Annotated in this window: 23 protein-coding genes; all 23 read left to right on the top strand. The window is 66.8% G+C overall.

Annotated features, from left to right (window positions below; all coding sequences use genetic code 11):
* Positions 1 to 337 (top strand): helix-turn-helix domain-containing protein (locus HMPREF3121_RS12675; RefSeq protein ID WP_141742911.1); only part of this gene is annotated, 337 nt, incomplete at its 5' end.
* A 316-nt stretch (positions 338 to 653) separates the two neighbouring features.
* On the top strand, positions 654 to 956 hold the full coding sequence (locus HMPREF3121_RS01270; RefSeq protein ID WP_070519245.1) for an HNH endonuclease: 303 nt from the start codon (positions 654 to 656) through the stop codon (positions 954 to 956).
* Positions 957 to 1223: 267 nt separating this feature from the next.
* Positions 1224 to 1844: a hypothetical protein gene (locus tag HMPREF3121_RS01260; protein WP_210387237.1), complete on the top strand. Its 621-nt coding sequence runs from the start codon at positions 1224 to 1226 to the stop codon at positions 1842 to 1844.
* 21 nt (positions 1845 to 1865) lie between these two features.
* Positions 1866 to 2288 (top strand): phage terminase small subunit, encoded by a 423-nt coding sequence (locus tag HMPREF3121_RS01255; protein ID WP_070519239.1) that lies wholly within the window; start codon positions 1866 to 1868, stop codon positions 2286 to 2288.
* Between the two features lie 21 nt (positions 2289 to 2309).
* The gene (locus HMPREF3121_RS01250; protein ID WP_070519237.1) at positions 2310 to 3941 is read left to right on the top strand and encodes a terminase; all 1632 of its coding nucleotides are present in this window, start codon (positions 2310 to 2312) and stop codon (positions 3939 to 3941) included.
* A gap of 15 nt (positions 3942 to 3956) precedes the next feature.
* Positions 3957 to 5354 carry a phage portal protein gene (locus HMPREF3121_RS01245; RefSeq protein WP_070519235.1) on the top strand — a complete coding sequence of 466 codons (1398 nt, stop codon included), beginning with the start codon at positions 3957 to 3959 and terminating at the stop codon, positions 5352 to 5354.
* A 46-nt stretch (positions 5355 to 5400) separates the two neighbouring features.
* Positions 5401 to 6255, top strand: coding sequence for a VG15 protein (locus HMPREF3121_RS01240; RefSeq protein WP_070519233.1), 855 nt, complete (start codon positions 5401 to 5403; stop codon positions 6253 to 6255).
* Between the two features lie 394 nt (positions 6256 to 6649).
* Positions 6650 to 6931 carry a hypothetical protein gene (locus HMPREF3121_RS01235; RefSeq protein ID WP_070519231.1) on the top strand — a complete coding sequence of 94 codons (282 nt, stop codon included), beginning with the start codon at positions 6650 to 6652 and terminating at the stop codon, positions 6929 to 6931.
* A 120-nt stretch (positions 6932 to 7051) separates the two neighbouring features.
* Entirely contained in the window at positions 7052 to 7561 is a 510-nt protein-coding gene (locus tag HMPREF3121_RS01230) for a hypothetical protein (protein WP_070519230.1), read from the top strand.
* Between the two features lie 45 nt (positions 7562 to 7606).
* Positions 7607 to 7966 carry a capsid cement protein gene (locus HMPREF3121_RS01225; protein ID WP_070519228.1) on the top strand — a complete coding sequence of 120 codons (360 nt, stop codon included), beginning with the start codon at positions 7607 to 7609 and terminating at the stop codon, positions 7964 to 7966.
* Positions 7967 to 7979: 13 nt separating this feature from the next.
* Positions 7980 to 8891 carry a major capsid protein gene (locus tag HMPREF3121_RS01220; RefSeq protein WP_141742910.1) on the top strand — a complete coding sequence of 304 codons (912 nt, stop codon included), beginning with the start codon at positions 7980 to 7982 and terminating at the stop codon, positions 8889 to 8891.
* A 2-nt stretch (positions 8892 to 8893) separates the two neighbouring features.
* A complete protein-coding gene (locus tag HMPREF3121_RS01215; RefSeq protein WP_070519226.1) occupies positions 8894 to 9277 on the top strand; it encodes a Gp19/Gp15/Gp42 family protein in 384 nt (127 codons plus the stop codon).
* Positions 9271 to 9618, top strand: coding sequence for a hypothetical protein (locus tag HMPREF3121_RS01210; protein ID WP_070519225.1), 348 nt, complete (start codon positions 9271 to 9273; stop codon positions 9616 to 9618). Before HMPREF3121_RS01215 ends, HMPREF3121_RS01210 begins: the two co-directional genes overlap by 7 nt.
* A complete protein-coding gene (locus HMPREF3121_RS01205; RefSeq protein WP_070519224.1) occupies positions 9615 to 9851 on the top strand; it encodes a hypothetical protein in 237 nt (78 codons plus the stop codon). The genes HMPREF3121_RS01210 and HMPREF3121_RS01205 overlap by 4 nt, the downstream gene beginning before the upstream one ends.
* Positions 9838 to 10236: a DUF3168 domain-containing protein gene (locus tag HMPREF3121_RS01200; RefSeq protein ID WP_070519222.1), complete on the top strand. Its 399-nt coding sequence runs from the start codon at positions 9838 to 9840 to the stop codon at positions 10234 to 10236. Before HMPREF3121_RS01205 ends, HMPREF3121_RS01200 begins: the two co-directional genes overlap by 14 nt.
* Positions 10237 to 10300: 64 nt before the next feature.
* Positions 10301 to 11155: an Ig domain-containing protein gene (locus tag HMPREF3121_RS01195; protein ID WP_070519220.1), complete on the top strand. Its 855-nt coding sequence runs from the start codon at positions 10301 to 10303 to the stop codon at positions 11153 to 11155.
* Positions 11156 to 11238: 83 nt separating this feature from the next.
* On the top strand, positions 11239 to 11592 hold the full coding sequence (locus HMPREF3121_RS01190; protein ID WP_070519218.1) for a hypothetical protein: 354 nt from the start codon (positions 11239 to 11241) through the stop codon (positions 11590 to 11592).
* Between the two features lie 77 nt (positions 11593 to 11669).
* Complete coding sequence (locus HMPREF3121_RS01185; RefSeq protein WP_070519216.1) at positions 11670 to 12026, top strand: hypothetical protein; 357 nt, start codon at positions 11670 to 11672, stop codon at positions 12024 to 12026.
* Between the two features lie 15 nt (positions 12027 to 12041).
* On the top strand, positions 12042 to 17636 hold the full coding sequence (locus tag HMPREF3121_RS12995) for an aggregation-promoting factor C-terminal-like domain-containing protein (RefSeq protein WP_070519215.1): 5595 nt from the start codon (positions 12042 to 12044) through the stop codon (positions 17634 to 17636).
* Positions 17637 to 17640: 4 nt separating this feature from the next.
* Positions 17641 to 18753: a hypothetical protein gene (locus HMPREF3121_RS01175; protein ID WP_070519213.1), complete on the top strand. Its 1113-nt coding sequence runs from the start codon at positions 17641 to 17643 to the stop codon at positions 18751 to 18753.
* Positions 18747 to 20417, top strand: coding sequence for a Gp37-like protein (locus HMPREF3121_RS01170; RefSeq protein ID WP_070519211.1), 1671 nt, complete (start codon positions 18747 to 18749; stop codon positions 20415 to 20417). The genes HMPREF3121_RS01175 and HMPREF3121_RS01170 overlap by 7 nt, the downstream gene beginning before the upstream one ends.
* Entirely contained in the window at positions 20417 to 20803 is a 387-nt protein-coding gene (locus HMPREF3121_RS01165) for a phage gene 29 protein family protein (RefSeq protein ID WP_070519209.1), read from the top strand. Before HMPREF3121_RS01170 ends, HMPREF3121_RS01165 begins: the two co-directional genes overlap by 1 nt.
* Positions 20800 to 21594: a hypothetical protein gene (locus HMPREF3121_RS01160; RefSeq protein ID WP_070519208.1), complete on the top strand. Its 795-nt coding sequence runs from the start codon at positions 20800 to 20802 to the stop codon at positions 21592 to 21594. Before HMPREF3121_RS01165 ends, HMPREF3121_RS01160 begins: the two co-directional genes overlap by 4 nt.
* The last annotated feature ends 28 nt before the right edge of the window (positions 21595 to 21622 follow it).

The following is a 21622-nucleotide window of genomic DNA, read 5'->3' as shown; positions in this document are numbered from 1 at the left end:
CCGTACGATAGGCCCCCACCCCCCTCTCGATGAGTCCCCCTCCCCATCAGGTGGCCGCCTCCCGTGGGCTCCCGGGCGAGCACAGGGGACGAACGAGGATGGGACGTTCGGCGTCCGCTGGGAACGCGCGGGCTTTGCGTTCGGATCGTCGCGTCAGGTCGAGGAAGCCGCGCGACTGCTCGGCGAGCCGGTGAGTCGCACGACCATCCGAAAGTGGGCCCGCGAAGGTCACGTGGTCGCACACCTGCAGGAAGGCGGCACGTATCTCTACTCGCTGGCCGAGGTACTCGACTACGCGCGGCGCTGGCGACTGCAGCTCGATGAGGAGACGTCATGACCGACGGTGCCGTCCGCTCATGCCGTGGCCGACGGCTGGCCACACACCTGGCAGTAGCTGGCGTGATCAGTCACGCACGGCGTGGCCAGCCAGACGTTGCGCGGTGGCCGAACAAGGCAGGAATGCGTGGCGCTGCGGCCAGGCTTCAGAGGCTCCGGAAACCGAAGAGAGACACGACACGGTGCGGCACTCCGACCTGCGGTTTCCACCTCGTGTGCTACGCTGCGCTTAATCGTCGCGTGAACCCGGAAACAGTCACGCGACGTTCGTCATTAAACAGCAGGTCATCGGCATGACCACAGCGAGAGGAGTGTCGATGGCTGGCTGGCAATCCAACTCCCGCGGCCCCCGGTCGCGCGGATTCCCGGAGGCCGTCCGACTGGCGATCCTCCTCCGGGACCGGCACCAGTGCCAGCTGGCCTACCGCGGCTGCACCGGCGCGGCCACCGACGCCGACCACATCATCCCGGTCTGCGAAGGCGGCGACGACGAGATGACCAACGGACAAGCCGTGTGCCCGGCCTGCCACAAGATCAAGACCCAGGCCGAAGCAACCCGCGCCCGCCGACGCCGCACCCACCGGCCGACCCCGCGCCACCCCGGACTCCGCGCCGGCTGAGGGGTGGGGGAGGACCCTCGCTCCGATCCCAGGCCGGGGCGGAGGGCATTGGTTCTCAAAAACGGTACGGGTTAGAAGTTTTTGCAGGTCAGTACGTATTTCGGCCTGTGAGGGGCGCTGGTGCGATGCCGTGACCTGCGGCAACGTTGAACCCGTTTCGGTCGCTTCTGACGCCTCTACGGGGCCTGTGCGGAACAGGCCTCAATGAAGATCATTCATGCAGGTCAGGGGTTCCTTTCGTAACGAATCACGAGTACGATGGAAAGCATGAGGAGCACATGCGAGACCTGCGGAGAGACCCTGCCGATCCAGCGCGCCGGGCGGCCGCCGAAGTACTGCTCCTCGCCGTGCCGCCAAGCCGGATACCGGGCCCGCAAGCGCCGCCAGCTGCCCCCTGAGATGGTCGCGGCCGACCGGTGGGTGGCCGCCGACGGCAAGCGCCCCATGACCGCTGACGGCCGCGCAGCGTCCTCGACTGACCCGTCGACTTGGGGCCCGCGCGCCGACGTCGCAGAAGGGCCGAACGGCTTCATGCTCGGCGCGGGCTTCGCCTGCATCGACCTCGACGGCTGCGTGGGCGCCGACGGCCGGGTAGAGCCGTGGGCCCGGTCGATCCTCGCAACGGTGCCCGACGCGTTCGTCGAACGCTCGGTCAGCGGCCGGGGCCTGCACATCTTCGGCCTGCTTCCCGAGGGACCGGGCCGCAACCTCGGCCGCGCCGAGTACTACTCCAAGTCCCGATTCATCCGCGTCACCGGCAACGTCCATCGACAAGGTGTGCTCGTCGCACTGTCGCCGGCCATCGCCGAGATCCATCGCCAGCACGCAGCTGGCCACATTCCCCAGCGCCGAGGCGCTGCCCGAAGGAGGGCGGCCGCCGCGGCGTAATGACTGTCGAGGAGGCGCCCCATGCCAGGACCTATCCCGAAGCGCTCCGATCAGCGTCGGCGTCGAAACAAGGACGACGGGCCGACCCCACTGCGGGCCGCTGGCTCCGGGACGGTGAAGCCCCCGGCGGAGGATCGGTCGTGGCATCCGGCGGCGAAGCGCTGGTTCCGTGCACTCAAGCACTCCGGACAAGCCGTGTTCTACGAGCCGTCCGACTGGGCGTACGCGCAGCTGGCCGCTGATCTGCTCACCGCGGAGATGACGATGGAGAAGCCGCGCGCGGCGACCATCGGCCTGGTGCTGTCGATGATGGACAACCTCATGACCTCGGAGGGGGCACGCCGGCGAATCCGCGTGGAACTCCAGCGCCCCGGCGTCGACGACGCCGATGGCGCCGCGACGGTCTCGATGCTCGAGAAGTACAAGAACGACCTGGCCGGCTGATCCGCCCGCCACGCGGAGGTGATGACGACCATGGTCGCCGCCGCCGAACGCCTGGAGACCCTGCCCGAAGGGCTACCGACGCTGACGCTGGGCTGGGAGGCCCTGGCCTGGGCCGCGAAGTACCTGCGCCACCCCAACGGCATCCGCGCCGGCAAGCGCTGGCAGTTCACTCGCGAGCAGGCCCGCTTCATCCTCTGGTTCTACGCCGTCGACGAAAACGGCCGCTGGCTGTACTACCACGCCGCCCGCAGGCTGGCGAAGGGCTCGGGGAAGAGCCCGTTCGCCGCCGTACTGGCGCTGATCGAGCTCCTGGCGCCCGTCCGGTTCAGCCACTTCAATCCGGACGTGCTCGGTGGCTGCATCGGCAAGCGGGTCCACATGCCGTGGGTGCAGATCGCCGCCGTCTCCCTCGACCAGACCGAGAACACCATGCGCATGATCCGCGCCATGGCATCCAAGAAGGCTGCGCCGCAGCTCCACACCGACTACGGCCTCGACGTCGGCAAAACGCAAATCAACGTCGAACCCGCCGGCAAGCTCGAAGTCATCACCTCGTCGTCGGCAACAGCCGAAGGCGCGGAAGCCAGCTTCGTCATCGGTGACGAGCTCGAGCACTGGACCAACGGAAACGGAGGCACCGAGCTGCACCGCACGCTGCTCGACAACCTGGCCAAGTCCGGCTCCCGAATGCTGGAGACCCTCAACGCCTGGACCCCTGGCTCCGGAAGCGCCGGTGAGGAAACATTCGACTCCTGGTGCATGCAGGAAGACGGCCTGACCAAGAACGAGCTCAAGATCCTCTACGACTGCCGGCAGGCACCACCGGACACCGACATGGTCGACGAAGCCAGCCTGCGCGCCGGGCTGGAGTTCGTGTACGCGGATTGTCCGTGGGCGGATATCGACTGGATGATCACCCGCATCTGGCATCCGAAGGCCCGCCCGGATGATTCGAAGCGCAAGTACCTGAATTGGCCCACCGCCTCGATGGATGCGTGGGCCGACCCGAAGGACTGGGCGCAGATGGCCGCCCCGGACCGCAGGCTGGTCGAAGGTGAGCGTGTCGTGCTGTTCTTCGACGGCTCGCTGTCCAACGACCACACCGCCCTCGTGGGCTGCTGCCTCGAAGATGGGCACGTGTTCACGGTCGGGGTGTGGGCGCCGCCAGAGGGCGGCAACGTTGATGTGGAGGCGGTTGATGCGGGTGTTGCCCGCGTGTTCGATCGGTTCGACGTCGTGGCGTTCTTCGCCGATGTCCGCGAGTGGGAGAGCTTCGTCAAAGTCGACTGGCCGGCGCGGTACGGCGACGGCCTGCGGCTGTGGGCGTCGCCGAAGGCTCGCCACCCGGAGCCGATCGCCTGGGACATGCGCGGCAAGGACTTCCTGTTTACCCAGGCCTGCGAACTCGCTGCCGCCGAGATCAGGCAGCACACGTTCACCCACGACGGTGATCCGCGTCTCGTGGAGCACGTCCGCAACGCGCACCGCTACCTCGGCCGGTACGGCGAGAGCGTCCGCAAGGAATCGAAGAAGTCCAGCAGGAAGATCGACGCGGCGGTCTGCATGATCGGCGCGCGCATGGTCTACCGGCTGGCCAAGGATGACCCGGCGGTCAATGCAGCCCCGGTCAACGACGAAGCGATGTTCATCTAAGGAGGTGCGTCACGCATGAATGAGGGACAGGCCCGCGAGGCCGTTCGGGCCCTGCTCATCGAGCACGCCGCCCAGCGGCGGCGCTACGACACGATCGACCGCGCGGTGCGCCCATGGTCGGACGCCGAAGCCGCCCGTCGCATGGACGTGCAGCAGGGCAAGAATTTCCACCGGCACCTCAAGATCGCCAAGATGTCCCAGACCCCGTTCCTGGGGCTCGTGCTCGACACCTACGGGCAGAGCCTGAAGGTGGACAACTTCTTTTCTTCCGGGGCGAAGCAGGCACCGGCGTGGCAGTGGTGGCAGACCAACCGCATGAACGCCCGACAGACCGGGCTGCACCGCGCGGCCCTGGAATACGGCACCGCCTACGCTTCCGTCCTGCCCGCCGCCGGCGGGGCGGCACGTATCGGCGTCCATTCCCCTCGGCGCATGGTCGCCTTCTACGGCGAACCGTTCGCGTGGCCCGGGGAAGGGAGCCCCAGCAGCGAGGAATTCCCGATCATCGCCCTGGCCATCCAGGGCCGCCATATCCGCTTGTACGACGAGAACGACGTCTACTACTTCGGCGCCGAGCACGTACCCGGTGATCCGCTCGAGTGGGGTTCCTCGCACTACCTCACCGACGCCAACCTGCCGTACCTCGAGGCCCGCCCTCACGGCGTGGGCGTTACGCCCATCGTGCGGTACCAGGACCGGATGATGGCCGATGGCGAGGAAACTCGAGGCATCATCGAGCACCTGCTTGCCTTGTCTGATCGCATCGACACCACGAACTACCAACAGGGTGTCGCCCAGTACTGGAGCGCGTTCAAGCAGCGCTACGTCCTCGGCTGGATGCCGAAGACGGAGCAGGACGCGATGCGACAATCTGCCTCCGACACGTGGTTTTTCGGCAACAAGGACGTGAAGGTCGGCCAGTTCGACTCCACGGATTTGTCGCAGTACACCGAGGCCCGGCAAGCCACGGTCCGTGACTTGGCGGCCACGGCGCAGGTGCCGGCCCAGTCGCTGGGCGCCAACGCGATCAGCAACATTTCCGCCGATGGCCTCGCCGCGTTGGAGACGTCGAAAGACCGGAAGGCCTCCGAGATCCAAACCTCGCTGGGCGAATCCCACGAACAGCTACTGCGCCTATGCGCGCACATCACCGGCGACAGCGACGGTGCTGCGGACTTCGGCGCGGAGGTCAAGTGGGCGGAGACCTCCAGCAGGTCGTTCGCCCAGACCGTCGATGGCCTCGGAAAGCTCGCCTCGCTACTCGGCGTGCCCCAGGACGAGCTGTGGGCGGACATCCCCGGATGGACGCGCGAGCGTGTCGAGCGCGCCCGCGCCCGCACCGCTACCATGCCGTCCCTTGCGACTGGCCTGTTCGACCCCGACGACGAGGAACCCACTGTGGCCTCAGGATGACCCAGCGGCACGTGCGTGCCGCCGATGACTGTGAGGGGGTGCCCGCGTGGACAATCGCGAGAAGCGCATGCGCCGCGAGATCACAGCCATCGTGACCGACCATGGCATCCCCACCGACACCGATAGCGCCGACGCCCTGGCTCGGCGGCTGCACCCCGTCGTTGAGAAGTACCGCGGCGACTACTACCGCCACGAAGTCACTCAGATGGGCAACGACATGCGCGCTCTCGGCCTGGAGGTCGCGCCGGCGAAGCAGCGCAACTACCCGCCCCACGCCACGCACGACGCGGTGATCCGCGCCATCGGCATGGGAGAAAAGCCGAGCAACATCGAGTTGGAGCTCGTCGACGACGTCACCCGCGCCCTGATCACCCAGTCGGTGCCGGCCTACGTCTTCCCAGACCACCCGGGTGCGATGGAAAAGGTCATCGCCCGGGTGTCGTCGACACTGCTGCGCCACGCCCGCAAGGCCGGCCGCGACGCTGTGTCCGACACCGCCAAGCTCGGCAGGGTCCGCGATGCGGCACTCAAGCGACCGGTTGGCAAGCGCATCGGCTACGCCCGCGTTCTCTCCGGTAAGGAAAACTGCGCGTTTTGCGCCATGCTCGCCTCCCGCGGCCCCGTCTACTCCGAAGACACGGTCACGCGCCGGGCCGATGGACGCCGGTATCACGACGGTTGCGACTGTATTGCGGTGCTGGTGGTGGAGGGCCAGCCGTGGCCGGGGCAGAAGGAGTACGAGCGGCTTCAGGAGCAATGGGGTACGGCGACCGAGGACCTCAGCGGCTCCGACATGTGGGAGGCCTGGCGGCTGCACTATGAGTCGGGGATACCGGATGTCACGCTTCGGGCCCCCCCGGCGCGACCGGGCGTTGATGCGTACGGCCCCGTACTTCCGTAACGAACCGCTTCCACCGACAGAAGATATGGCGAAACACTCCATCTGGGGATGGCGACGCGGAAATGGTCCAATTACGTCCACGACGCCAAGAATCGGCCACTCTCATGACTCCGTGAGGAAATCCGGAACGTTTTTCCAGCATCGTGGTCAGATCAGGATATTTCCGATGCCATCGTGGCAACGATGGAAGACCCACAGTTCGTTCGAGAAAATGGTGACAAGCGATACGCAGTTAGAGAAGTGGACGGCGTGTATGTAGAAGTCGCCTGGAAACGCAAGGAAGGAAAATCAACGGTTCACTCGGCATACCCCATGTTCGGAGACGGCGTCGAGGGGTATGCTAGAGGAGAAAGAGTGCCGTTGGAAAAACCCCATTCAGAGAGGCTGAGCAACTATGACCGACCCGGACCAGCTGAATAGAGCTCTCCGCCGCGGAGACGAGCTTGCACAGCAGCTTATCGAGAATCACGGCCTCAATCGCGACGACTACGAACATGATCTGTTCTACGGAAACCCGGATCTAGCTTTGTGGGACATTCTCGAAGATCTCCTCGAGGCAGGAGCAATCATCTCGAAAGATGGTTTCGATGACGTAGTCGAGGTGGTCTCCGAGATCCGCGGGGTTGGCGAAGGAAACGACGTGCGACACCGCTATCAAGACTTGACCAAGAAGTAGCCATGTAGAAGCCACAGCCGCGGGGTACGAGTCCCCGCCATGGCACTGCCCCGCACCACACCCGTGGTGGCGGGGTTTTCTTATGCCCGAAAACTGAACGATCGCCCTGGAGGGATCATCATGTCGGAGGAAACCACCGCCACCGAGTCCACCAACGAGGTGGCAGCCAACGAGGCCCCGGGGGCCGAGAAGGCACCCGAGGAACGCACCCCGGAGTCCTACATGGACGAAATCCGCAAGCTGCGCGACGAGGCCGCGACCATGCGACGGCAACGCAATGAACTGCGCGCCGACGCCGAGGCGTGGCGCGAGAAGCAGGACGCGGAGAAGTCCGAACTCCAGCGGCAGCAGGAGCAGCGAGCCGAGCTCGAGGCCAAGCTCGCCGACACCGCCGCGGAGAACACCCGGCTTCGCCTGGCCGCCAAGTACGGCATCGCCGAGGAGAACCTCGACTTCCTGGGTTCAGGGAGCCCGGAGGACATTGAGGACCGTGCGCGCCGCTTAGCCGAGCTGCAGAAGCAGCAGATTCAGGCGCCGCCGTCGAACGTCCCCGTCGAGCAGCTCGGCGGCCCCCGCCCCAGGTCGGATGAGGCCCCGGATAACGCGTTCCCGCCCAGCTGGCCCGTCTAGGGCCCAACACCAAACCAACCCCGCTTCCCGTTGAAGGAGGAAGACATGGCCACGCCCATTCACTTCACCCCGGCGACGAACATCACCGCCAAGGCAGCCGAAGCGCTCACCAAGGGCACCTTCGTCGTTGTCTCGGCGGGCATGGACGGCCGAAACCCCGTCGTCAAGCCTGCCGGTGCCGACGTCATCGCACTCGGCGTCGCCGCCCACGACTGCCCCGCCGACGCTTACGTCACCATCTACCGCATCGGCATCTACGAGCTCGCTGCCTCCGGCACCATCGCCGCTGGTGACGCCGTATCCACCGCCGCGGCCGGTAAGGCCGCCAAGACCGCCGCCGGCCCCGTCGTCGGCATCGCACTGACCAAGGCCGCCAACGGTGTCGTCACCGTGGCGCTGAAGTAAGGAGCCAACCACAATGGCACGAGACCCGATGTTCCCGCTCGGCGCCCCCGAAGTCCGGGACGGCGCAATCACCATCGACATGATGCTCAACGAGCCCACCCGCATCGACAACTACGCGGCCCGCCTCGTCGAGCGCGACCTGCTCACCCAGACCATCTTCGGCAACGTCACCACCTCCGGTGGTGCCCTGCTGTTCGACCAGCTCGTCAAGAATGAACCCACCGCAACCGACAAGCCCGGTGTGATCGCGCCGGGCGCGGAGTTCCCGGTGCTGCACACCCCGGACGGTGAGCCCGTTGTCGTTCGCGTGCAGAAGACGGGTGGCAAGTTCGGCATCACCGACGAGGCCCGCGTCCGCAACGATGCGATGCTGCTGCAGCGAAAGGTTTCCCAGGTGGCCAACACCATGGTCAAGGACCTCGACGAACGTGGCATCAAGGCGCTCTCCGACGCTCTGGAAGCGCTCGACGACAAGGCACTGACGGTCGCGTCCGGCGGCTGGGCGGCGGCCGCCGGCGTCCAGGCATCGGCCAAGACCGCCAAGACCGGCGAGGGCGAGCTGATCAACAACCTGCTCGACGCGCAGCTGAAGATTCAGGAGACCGAACTCGGCTACAACCCGGACGTCCTCGTCCTGAACCCGACCGACGCGAAGAACCTCAAGCTCATCTTCGGCGTCGCCAACTACCAGGAGATGCTGTCCACCTTCGGCCTCACCCTGCACACCACCACCGCCCAGCCCGCCGGCGAGGGCCTGGTGCTGCAGTCCGGCATGGTCGGCGTCATGGGCGTCGAATCCCCGATCTCCACCGAGACGTGGCGAGACGCTTCGACCCAGACGACCTGGTCTCAGACGTGGGCCACCGTCGCCTTCGGCGTCACCGACCCGATGGCCATGGTCAAGCTCACCAACCTCGGGGCGTAGCAATGTTCGCCACCGTCCAGGACGTGCGCACGCGGTGGCGGGGATTCCCGGCCGACCTGGAGGACGGCACCGTCGAGGCATTGCTCTCCGACGCCGCAGTGTGGCTTCGAGCGACGTTCCCGGCGATTCCCGAGAATCCGCCACCGCAGCTGGCAGACGTCCTGCGAGTGGTATCCGCAGCGATGGTCAAGCGGGCATTGCTCGCTGACGGATCCGAGGGCTTGTCGCAACAGCAGGCAACGGCCGGTTCGTTCTCCTACTCCCAGTCGTACAGCAACCCCAACGGAGCGCTGTTCATCACGGGGCAGGAGCGGGCAATGCTCGAATCCGCGCTCGATGACGCCGGGGCCAATGGGGCCCGGAGCATGGAGGCCTGCGGATGGTAGGCCCAAAGTTCGCGCTTCTCTACACCGTTACGAAAATCCGGCCGGGCACCACGGTCATCAATGACCATGGCGATGAAACCACCACCGAAGAGGTCACCGAAGAGGTGGCAGCCGCGGGGTGGGCGGAACCCTCGGACGTCGACAAGTCGGCGTTCACCGCCCCCGCTCATTACGAGTACGCCCTGGACCTCTTCGCCGACGCCGGTCACATCGTGGTCGGTGATCACGTTGAGGTCGATGGCACCCGGTACAAGGCCATCGGCCGGTCGAACTTCGACCACGGACCGTTCGGCTGGGCACCCGGACTCGACGTCATCAAGCTGGGAAGGAGCATCGGATGAAGATCAAGTGGAACATGGCCGCTTTCAAGGCCATTCGCTTCGACCCCACCGTCGTCGGCGTCATCAACAAGGCTGCCGCGAAGATCGCGGCGGCCGCCGGCGACGGCTACGAAACTGGCGCGTACGCTGGGGCCACCCGCCCGCGAGCCTCGGTGATCACCGCGACGTACAAAGCCCAGCGCGACAACGCCAAGAACAACACGCTGGCCAGGAGCATCGATGCGGCTCGATGACCCTCAGCCCACCACCGCGCTCCGCCAGCTGCTGTTGGGGCTCGCAGACGGCATCCCCGTCTCCACGCAGCTGCCGCGCGAAGTGACGGTCCCGCGGATCCGAATTGAGCGCGTCGGAGGCAAGGACGAAAACCGCGTCACCTCCGCCCCCCGATTCGCTATCCAGATCTACGCCGCCGACGGCCCAACCGCCGAGAAGCTCACCGGACAACTCGCCCTCGCACTGCTCGAGGGAGAGTGGCCCGGCACCCGCACCGCCGCAGGCCACCGCCTGCGCGGCTGGGAAGAGGAATCCGTCATGAGCTTCCCCGACCCCGACCGCACGGATCTTGCCCGATGGCAGATCCTCGGCCGCCTGCGCATCTCCAAACTGCGCCCGGCCTGACCACCTGAACCACACAAAGCCCCGCCCACTGGCAGGGGCTCTTCTCATGCCATAGGAGGCAATCATGGCCGATACCGGTCTCATCACGTCCATCGACGCCGGCCGCTCCGGCACCGCGTTCCGCTCCACCCGCCGCGTCGAAAACCTGCCCGAAACCGCCGTCGACGAACTGGAAGGCACCCTCGTGGACCTCGGCATCGTCGCCGAGTCCGGCGTCACCCACGCCACCAACCGCGAGACCGACGACCGCAAGGGACTCGGCGGTGACGTCGTCTACACCCTCCAGACCTCCGTCGACAACACCATCGTCCTGACCCTGATGGAGTCCCAGAACGCCGAAGTCCTGCGCACCGTCGTCGGCGACGACAACGTCATCGTCGACTCCAACACCGGCCACGTCACCGTCCGCCACAACAAGGCGAAGATGCCCCGCTGCACCTTCGTCTTCGACTTCCTCATCGACCAGGGCCTCAAGCGCTCCCTCGTCGAAGTCGGACAGGTCATCACCGTCGGCGACGTCGTCAACACCTCCACGGAGATCATCCAGTACGAGGTCACCATCAAGTGCTTCGCCGGCCCCCGCATCGACGGCGACTTCATGCGCGACTACTACGCCTACACCGACGGCGCCATCGCCCTCGGCGTCGCAACCGGCATGCTCCCCGACGCCACCGAAGGCACCGAATACGGCTACCAGCTCCGAGCCACCGGAGGCACCGCCCCGTACTCCTGGACCGCCGTCGGAGATCTCCCCGCCGGACTGACCCTGTCCGCCGACGGACACCTGTCGGGCACCCCGACCTCCTCCGGCGACCAGCAGATCACCGTCAACGTCTCCGACGAGAACGGCATCACCGCCCGCAAGACCCTGCCCCTCCACATCAAGGCCACCACCGCCGAATCCGAATCCGGCTCCTAACCCGCCGCTCCCCACCACGCCCGCCCCTGCCGACGCCACCCGCGACAGCAGGGGCGGCCACAAACTTGACCAGGAGGAACCCCATGGCCACCCGCCAGCTCATCCCCGCCCACGACCCGCGCGTCATGGTCACCATCGAGGTCCCCGTCGAAGGACGCAAAAAGCCCCTCGTCTTCACCGCCAAGCGCTGGGAGTTCCAGCCCGAGCAACTCATCGAAGACTTTCAGGAACACCTCGCCTCCGCCATCGACCCCGAAACCGGAAAACTCGCCGAAGGCCGCAAGGAAGCGGAGATGCTCATCGACTGGTGGCTCGACAACCTCGACCTCCCCGACGCCGATGAACTCAAGAAACTCACGATCGGCGAACGCGACCAACTCTGGGAAATCTGGCGCTCCGAATCGAAAATCGACCTGGGGGAATCCGAGGCCTCCTAGCAGCACTGGAGGCCGACCCTGAACTACGGACCGCGCTGACCCTCGACCTCCTCGAGCTCGGCCGCTCCATCCACGACATGGGCACAACCGCCCTGTCCTGGATCGAAGTCCGCACCCTCCTGACCTCCACCAGATACGGCTCCTACGTCACCGAACATCGCAACCCCGGCACACGACTGCTCTCCCCGGAAATGCGAGTCATGACCGCCATCGCCGACGCCACCCGCGCCGCAAACTGGCAACGCACCGCAGACCGCAACGCCCCGCCGCCCCCGCCCATCTGGCAGGAGATCTACCCACCCGAACCAGAACCCGCCGACGAGGAAGCCACCGACCGCATGGTCGAAGCAACCCCCGAAGCATTCGCCCGCATCCGCGCAGAAATCGCCGCAAGGCGCAAAATCGCCGTCCCCGCAGACGGCCCGCGCGAATAACCCGAGGAGGTCCCCATGGCCGAGGAACTCGCCGTCGTCTACGTCCCCATCGTCCCCGAAACCTCCAAGATCGCGCCGGGCGTGCGGTCGGCGCTGGGAGGCGCAGCCAGGCATGCGGAGAAGGATGGCGCTGGGATCGGTTCGAAGCTGTCTGCCGGGATCGGCAAGACGCTCAAGACCGGTGCGGTGGCCACCGGCGCCGCTGTCGCGGGTGTTCTCGGCGCCGCGATGACCAAGGGGTTCCAGCGGTTGACGGCCATCGACTCCGCGGAGGCGAAGCTGTCGGGGTTGGGGCACACAGCCGGCGGTGTTGCGTCCATCATGGGCGATGCGCTGGCGGCCGTGAAGGGCACGGCCTTCGGCCTTGGCGATGCCGCTGCGGCGGCTGCGGCGGCCGTCGCGTCCGGAGTAAAGCCCGGCGAGGATCTGCAGCGCACGCTGACACTCATGGGTGATGCCGCAGCTATCGCAGGCACCGACCTGGGGTCGATGGCATCGATCTTCAACAAGGTCGCTGCCTCGGGGAAGCTCCAGGGCGATGTGCTCGCCCAGCTCGGCGACGCCGGTATCCCGATCATCCAGCTTCTTGCACAGGAAATGGGTGTCACAGCGGCCGAGATCACGAAGATGGCGGCCGCCGGGCAGATCGGGTTCGATGAGCTCCGCAACGCGATCGAATCCGGGATGGGCGGCGCCGCTTTGGCTGCCGGCCAGACGTTCACCGGGGCGATGGACAACGCGGGCGCCGCGCTCGGCCGGCTCGGCGCCGCCGCGATGAAGCCGTTCTTCGACGACGCCCGCGACGGCGTCGTCGGTTTCACCGGCGTCATCGACAACCTCACGGACCGCGTCGGCCCGGCTGCGCAGGCGCTGCGGGATTGGCTGGGCCCGGCCGCGGGTTCGGGGGTTGGTTTCGTGCGTGATTTGCGTGCGGAGGCGACGTCGCTGGGGCCAGTGCTGTCCAACACGACGGCGACGTTCTCGCTACTGCTTGACACTGCACTGTCGTTGGCGCCCTCGATCGGTACGATCGCGGCAGAGCTGCTCAAGGTCGGCGGTGCGATTTCCGTGGCCACGTGGCAGACCCTCTTGTCTCTGCTCAGCGGCGCCGCCGCAGTCGCTGATGCGACGCTGGTTCCAGCGTTGAACGTACTTGCCGGAGTGCTGGAGTCGTCTGAGGCGGCGGCGCTCGCGGCCGGCGCGGCCCTGGTGGCGCTCACCAAGGGCAGCACGATCGCCTCGTGGTTCAAGACCACCACCGGGCACGTCAAGAAGGCCGCTGACGGTATCACTGACTTCGGCCAGGCTGCCGTCGCCTCCGGCGCCGACGTCAAGCGCTTCACCGCCGCGCACCCCGAGATGACCAAGCTGGGTGTGGCCGCGAAGGTGCTGGGCGACAACGGCCGCACCGGCATGGCTGCCATTGCCGCCGGTGCCGACCAGGCCCGCCAACGCGTCACCGCCTTTGGTGACGCGCACCGCGCCGCAGCACAACAGGCGAAGCTGCAGGCTCTGGCCAGCACCGACGCTTTCACGACTATCGACCGCATGGGTGCGCAGGCGTGGCACGGCACCGTCGCCGCCGCCACCACCGCCACCCGTGGCATCGCCACCGCCGTCGGCGGGCTCAAGGGATCCGTCACCGCAGCGTTCGACGGCATGAAGGCTGCCGGTACGGGGCTGATGAACATGCTCGGTGGCCCGTGGGGGGTCGCGATGATCGGCGCGGGTCTCGCCGTCGGCGCCATCACCACGGCGTACGGCGAGGCGAAGCAGGCTGCCAAGGACATGGCCGCCGCTGCGGTCACCGCCGCCGAGGCGCAGAAGCAGCTGTCCCGAGAGGTGGCTGGCACTACCGGCGAGATCGGCGAGGCAGGGCTTGCCGCCGCGACCAAGCTCGCTGAGGCGTCGATGGTCGAGTACATTTCGACCGGCGAGCGCATGGGCAGCATGTTCGGCGAGCTGGGGCTCAAGGCTGGCGGCTTCTTCTCCATGCAAAACGATGAGTGGGAGGCGCACAAGGCCCAGCTCACCGACATCGAGCGTGGCTACGACTCGCTGACCAAGTACATGGACGACCATGGCCTGACCATGGAGCGGGTCTATGAGATCGTCGCTGAGGGTGGCACCGCCTACTCCGAGCTGATCCAGGGACTCAAGGGCTCCGGCGAGTCCGGCCAGATGGCGGCCGAGGAGCTGGAGAAGGTCCGCGACAAGATCCAGCAACTCACCGACGAGGCCCGCCGCGTGTCGCCCGCGTCGGCTGAGGTGTCCGCAGCCATCGAGGACATCGCCAACAAGGCCGGCACCGCCGAGTCGAGGGTGGACAACTTCTGGCGTGCCATCCAGCGCATGCGCGGCTCCGCGCCCGACATGGCCGAGGCTGGGGCGGCGCTGGGCAACGAGATCGACGCACTCGCCGACAAGCTCACCGGAGCCGCGGGCGGCGCCGACGAATTCGCCGGTGCCGTGCTCAACGCCAACGGCAGCATCGACACCATGGCCGGCGCGTCGTCCCGTGCAGCGTGGGAGGCCGTCGACGGCCTGGCCCGCTCCATGCGCGAGGCCGTCGTCTCCGGCCACGACGCGCAGCAGGTGTACGACCAGGCCAGGCCGACGCTTGACGCGCTCGGCGCGGCCGCCGGGTGGTCCGCCGAGGAGGTCGACCGTCTGGCGCGTCACATGCAGATGACGCCCGACCAGCTGCAGATCCTCGCGAAGGTCGAATCCGACGCGGCGCTGGCCGACCTGGTGCATCTGCAGGAGAAGATCGACACCATGGGCACGGGGCTGATCTCGAAGGAGATCACCCTCGAAGGTGGCGACGAAGCCATCCAGAAGCTGCGAGACATCGGCGTGGAATTCACCATCATCAATGGTGAGACCGGCCAGATCCGCATCGACGCCATCGACCATGACGCGCGCCGGAAGCTCGCCGACATTCTCGCCGAGGCGTCGAAGCTCGACTCCCGCCCGCCGTCTCGGGTGGCCGTCGAAAGCGACGTCGCCGGCGCCCAGGCGGCTCTCGACGACATCGCCCGTCAGCTCAGCGACGTCGACGACACCACCGCGTCGCCGGGGCTCGACGTCGATCCGATCGCCTTCAACCAGGGCATCGACGACGCCAACGGGCAGCTCGATGTTTTCGACTTCCGGTTCGCCTCCGCGTCCGCTGGCCTGGACGCCACTGAACTGACCTGGAATGCCGTGGCCGCGCACACCGTGCTCGACGGCGTCGATGGGCGGCACGCGGTACCGACGTCCGACCTGGACAACATGCTGCTCGGCACCAACGCCGCCGCCGCGCATGCCACCCTGGATGGCGTCGATGGGCGCCGCCCGGTGCCGGTGTCCGACCTGTTCACCGGGCCGCTCGACGGCAACGCGGCAGCGGCGCATGGCACGTTGAACCTGCTCGACGGCGAGCGGCCGACCCCGGTCGCCGACCTGCACAACCAGCCGCTGCGTGACGGTGTGACCGAATCCCGCTCGTGGCTGCAGCGCCTGATCGACGACTTCAACAACTTCGCGTTGAACATCAGGTTGAACGTCGTCCGATCCATCCGCGACGTCTTCTCCTCCGGCGGTGCTGCCGTCGGCGGCACCATCGGTGCACTCGCGGCGGGTGGCTCGATCCGTGACCTGACCAGTGGGGGATCGCTGCCCACCACCGGGCCGGGAACGAACGTCGTCGACGGCTTCATGGGCGTCGACCGCTCCGGTGTGCCCATCGTCCGCGTCGACGCCGGTGAGGAAGTCGTCAACGCCAAGCAATCCGCCAAGCACAGGAGCTTCCTCAAGGCACTCAACCGCGGCGACCGTCGCGCCGAGCAGGCTGCGGAACTCACCGGTCTGGAGACCGGTGGCACGATCGGGTCCCGCGAGGGCCTGGACCGTGCGCTCCGCGAGGCGAAGTCGTCGCACGACATCGGTGCCCGCTACCAGTGGGGCGGTATCAGCCGTGAGGCCGCCGACTGCTCCGGTTTCATCGGTCGTGTCGCTTGGGCTGCCCAGGGTCGTGACCCCGACACCTCGGGCCGGATGGGGACGACCCACACGATGCTGCAGGGGCAGTGGCCGGGCTTCAAGCGTGGTCGCGTCGGTCCGTTCATCGTCGGCGTCAACTCCGCGCACATGGCTGCGTCGCTCGACGGGATCCCCGTCGAGTCCGGTGGCGACGTCGGTGGCCCGTCGATCGGTAAGGGTGACGGCGCCAACGATCCGCAGTTCACCGAGCACTGGTACCTGGCGCACGATCGCTTCTCGCCGCCGTACGCGAACCGCCCGTCGATCTCCGAGTCGTCGGAATCCCTGGAGTACGGCGACGGCGGAACGCGGATCACGGCAACGACCGATGGCGACGGCCGCGCAGTACCGCTTTCTCCCGAGGCTTCAGCGGCCGCGGAGTCGGCGTCGAATGACAAGGACTCGCCGTTTTACGGCACCGGTTCGGACTCGTGGTCGGGGCTGGCCGGGAACCTCGCGTCGGCATTCGTGTCGGGGCAGGTCGCCAGCTTGCTGTCGGTGCTTGGGATCCCCGACCAGCTCCCTCCGATCATGAAGGCGGGCAAGACCTGGTACCAGCAGGTCGAAGACGACGCGACGCCCCAGGAGATCGAGCAGCAGGACGAAGCGATCGCCCAGACCGCCGAACCGGACGCCCCGGCCGAGGCTGGTGTCGGCGATGGCGCCGCCACTGCGGTGGAGGATCCTGCGGCGGCGACGTACGCGACGCCGCAGGAGGCGGCGAAGGCTGCGCTGCGGCCGCGCGGCTGGGACACGGGCGCCAACTGGGCGGGGATCGACTTCATCTACACGCGCGAGTCGAACTGGAACCCGTTGGCGGAGAATCCGAGCTCAGGCGCGTGGGGCTTGCCACAGCTCAATCCATCAAGTGGGACGCTGCAGCAGTACCTGCCGGACAAGTCCCCGGATCCGTACAAGCAGACGCAGGCCGGCGCTCAGTACATCGAGGACCGCTACGGAAATCCTGTAGAAGCCGAGAAGTTCTGGCGCGCCAACAACTGGTACGACCGTGGTGGCCGCGCCACCGGTGTGGGCCACATGCTCAAGAACACCTTGGAGCCCGAGCGGGTACTCAGCCCGGAACAGACCCGGGCTTTCGAGGACCTCGTTTATAGCCAGCTGCCGGATCTTTCGGGGTTGGCGGAGTCGATGACGAAGGCGGCCGTCGCTGGTGCGGCTGGCCCGGCTGCGGGCATGGCCAACGCGATCGTTCCGGGTTCCGGCGCGGTCGTGTCGGCGGCCGCAGGCCCGGCTGGTGAGCTCGCCGGTTGGTACGCCGGTGAGGTAGCGGGGAACGTCCAGTACGCCGCTGAGGAGTTCGGCCGTGACCTGATGGCGATCCCGACGTCGATGCTCGACTCCGTGGCCGACGTCGTCATGCCAGCGATGCCTCACATGCCTCAGTGGCAGATGCCGCTGATGCCGGAGCTGCCCCAGGAGCCGGCCAACCGCGGCACCGCGGCCGACCGCCGTGGCCGGTACGGCAACGGCGATGTCCATTTCCACGTCCGGGATGACCAGGACGCCTACATGAAGGGCCGCCTACTCGCGATGCGCGAGCACCGCGGTCTGATTGGAGTGTGATCGAATGACCACCGAGTATGAGCTGTGGCTGCGCGGCTGCGACGGTTCCGAGTGGCCGCTGCACGGACCGGAGGCCCTGGGCCGCCCGGTGCGGGCGATGGCCGGCGAGATGGAGGAGTTCTACGACACACCGTTCGACTCCACGTACCGTGCACGTGTCGGCGGCGGCTCCGTCTACGCCGGGTCGATCCTCCGGGCGCCGCTGATCCCGCTGTCCATCGACTTCTTCGGCGACGAGTGGGCCGACGAGCTCAACCGATTCCGGCGCGCACTGCACCGGGACCGTGACTCGGAGCTCGTCGTGCGCACCGACAGGTCGGGGGAGCGGGTGCTCACCGTCCGCGAGGTCGAAGCCCGCGCGATGGCAAACGACGTCGACCCTGGCGCCGAAGAATCCGCGCGCTACAACTTCATGCTCATCGCACCGATCCCGGGATGGCGGTCCGCGGCCCCGATCACCGCCGAGTGGCAATTCGACGGCCATACGGTGATGGGCTCGGTGACGATCGACAACCCCGGCAACATGCCCGCGTGGCCCTATTGGTCACTCACCTCCCCGGCCGGGTGGCTGCTCCCCGACGTCGACCACGAACTCGGCACCGAACCAGGGGAAGAGGAACGGATGATCCCCATCGACTTCCTCCCATACGGCCGCGACGCTCTGGTCGACACCGACCCCGCCCAGCTGACTGTCGAGACCTCTGACCAGACCCTCGCGCCCCTTGCCGCAATGCGTGGCCAGTCATTCCTGCACCCCCTGCCGCCGGAGACCTACCGCATGCAGCTCCCGGTCGCCGTCGATCCGCTGCCGGCCCTGCCGTGGAACCTGCCCTACGAGTGGAAGGCATGGATCGCCCGCCGACTCCACGACCTCGCCAACGAAATCGGCGCCACCGCCTTCATGCAGATGACCCCCACCGACGTCGGCAACCGCATCGCCACCTGGATCCGCGACACCACGCCCTGGTGGGTGCCCACCATCGGCGACGGACTCATCGCCAACCTCACCGGCCAAGCCATCGCCGACCTCATCGCCGAGCACTACGGAACCTTCGGTGGAGTCGCCGGCGCCGCCGCCCAAATCCGCGTCTATCCGAGATGGGAGCAGCCGTGGTAGACACCACCACCCTCGACCGCCTCGACGCCGCCTACGAATCAGGCATGCGGCAACGCCGACGCCGCGAAATCAAGCGCCTGCGCCCACCCGTGGCCACCCTCTGGCACGCACGCACCGTCGGCCTCGACCTCGCCGGCCGCATCGCCGGGGAATACGCCGGCGACTGCGAATGGGTCGTCAACGACGTCGGCCGCGCCACCATCTCCATGCCCGAAGCCGACCCCCTCGCCCGGTGGGCCGCCGAATGGTACAACCGCGACAAAGACGTCGTCGTCCTGCGCATCGACAAGGACGGCGAACGCTGGTGCGGAACCCTCTCCGACCTCGACGTCGAACAGCACGAACAAGGCGACCGCACCGTCCACCTGACCTTCCTCCACGACTGGGAACAGCTCAAGCACATCCCCGTCTACCCCAACCCCATGTTCCCCAGCGCCTTCCAGGCCCCGAAGGTCTTCCAACTGTTCATGAAGGCCCAAAGCCTCCTGGCGCTGACCCTCCAACTCAACCTGCTGCGCCACTTCACCATCTTCGGTGGACACCTACCCGACGACCCCCTCCGCTTCGAGTCATGGGCCTCAGCATGGAACTGGCGCGACTGGCCCATCCTCGTCGCCCCCATCAACTACCTCGAAGACCCCACGCCCCTCCGCTACCTCGGCGCCAGAATGGACTACTTCGCCGACCTCGCCCAACCCATCCTCGAAGACGTCCAACTCCACATGCGCATCGACCGATGGTTCGAAGGAGACCCCGACCCCTGGCCCGGCGCCCGACTCACCCGCAACGGCCAAATGATCGTCACCTTCCACGACAAGTCCGGCTGGTTCGGCGAAACCGCCACCGAAGGAACCCTCGGCCGCGGACTCACCCGCACCGTCCTCGAAATCGCCGACGGCGGAGTCGAAGAAATCCGAAACCTCGTCGATGCCCGCCCCGACACCCCGCAGTACCACGTATCCCGATGGCTCGGCGTCGCGCCGGGCGATCCGTACGTCGTGTATCGGACAAGTGGCGCGGCGTCGATGGTGCGGTCGGCCCGGGCGTCGTATTCGCCGCCGACCGTGGGAATGATCACGGTCGGCGGCCAATCGATGCCGGGCGTCAACGAAACGATGAGCGCGGTCACGAAGGTGGTGTTCAACCTGCTGGGCGCGGCGATCCCGGGCGGCGCGGGTTTTGGCACGATCGTTGACGACGCGGCCAAGCCGATCTACGAGAACACAACGCTGGCGTTTCAGACGCTGGATCTGGTGTTGCGTACCCGCCGGCTTGGCTGGGGCCATTACCTGGAGGACACCGACGTCGGGAACATCGAGGCGTTCACCGTGGCGTCGCTCGTCGCGCTGCGCGCGCTGAGGCGGGCCACGGACGCGAAGTCGGGGCACAGCCTCGACGTCGGCGACGGGGCCCCGTTCCTCATCGGTGGTCGCGGGGAGGGGCACTGGCACTACGGCGATCGGATCGGCCATGAGTCATTGCTCAGCCGCGATGGCCGGATCGAGACCGGCCAGGCCACTCGGGTGACGCTTGCTTGGGCCGCCGATGAGCCGCATCACTATGCCGTGACCATCGGCGAGTTCCCCCGCCGTGATCCGGTCGAGTGGGCGATCAAGCTCGCGGGAAGTGTCGCCAAGGATCTCCAACGACAAGGACTGATGTAATGCCCATTCCGTTGCAATCGAACCTCGACATGAACAACCTGCGTGATCAGGTCTTGTGGACGCTGGTCAACCCCGGGCATCTCCTCGATGCTCCGCTGCTTCTTCGTCTCGAAGAGATGAAGCTCATCGCTGATCACTTGGTGGCTTGCGGTCTTCGATTTCATCCGGAGTTGCAGCAGCAGTGGTACATCCCACCGCGTCCCGGCGCCTCGATCCTTGAGGCTGGTGCCGGTCGCTGGGTGAAAGGCCCGGCGCCGGGCGTGCCGCCTGTCGAGGCGAGCGACGTCGCGCAGGCGCCGGATGATGACGCGAAGACGCTCCTGAATCTGCTGTCCGCCGAGCAGCGCGCACAACTGCGCAAGCTGCTGGGGGAGGAGGAACCATGAGCACTCCGACGCCTCCGTCTGATCCGGTCGTCCCTCCGGGGACGTTGAGCTACGCGCAGATCCGGCAGCTGTTCGAGGCCGATGAGGCCGCGAAACGAAAGGTTCGCGACGAACTGCAGGGCGCCGTCACAAATGCCCGTGGCTGGTTCATCGACGGGCTCCTCGATGGAATCGCTGACCTGTTCCGGGGGAAAATCCGTCCTGGATTCGAGGTTGCCGCCCAGGCCTTCCAGGACGGGCAACTGGCCCTGAACACCCGCCTTGACCTCCTGTCCCCGCTGGTCGACTACGGCAGCGTGTACATGGATCCCGTCGGAGGGTTTCTCCAGTTCGGGACCAACTACGGAACGATGCCCTTCAACAAACAGATCGGGCCGATGAGAGGCTGTGAGCTTCACGATGGTGGGATCCGACTGAAGGACAAGGGCCTGTGGGATTTGCACGCGCAGCTTGCCATCGGTGGGAACGCCCTCAACGTCGGATCGGGACGCGTGGACTGGCGAATCCGCGTCTACGCGCCGGACGGAACGCAGTTTTCCGAGCAAGTCGGATTCAAGTGGAACACACGACGTGAGACCGACGTAATTGTCTCGTCAGTCGTCGTCCCGGAAGCCGGCTATGTGGTCAAGGTTGAAATCAGCTGGATCCATGGATCTCGCGAGCTGCTTGGCGGCCCGGCGAACACACGTCTGAAGGTTCAGCACATCTCCCGTCGCACCGATGTTGGTGGAACCGGGGCCGAAGATTCGTATATCCCGGAGACGCCTCCGGAGGAGGAAGTAGAGCCATGACGATCTTGACAGGCTTCTTTCGAGATAT

Source organism: Corynebacterium sp. HMSC11E11 (genome assembly GCF_001807025.1).
Classification (GTDB): Bacteria; Actinomycetota; Actinomycetes; order Mycobacteriales; family Mycobacteriaceae; genus Corynebacterium; species Corynebacterium freneyi.
Note: the sequence above shows the minus strand (reverse complement) of the source record. Positions and strands in the feature narration are given on the sequence as shown.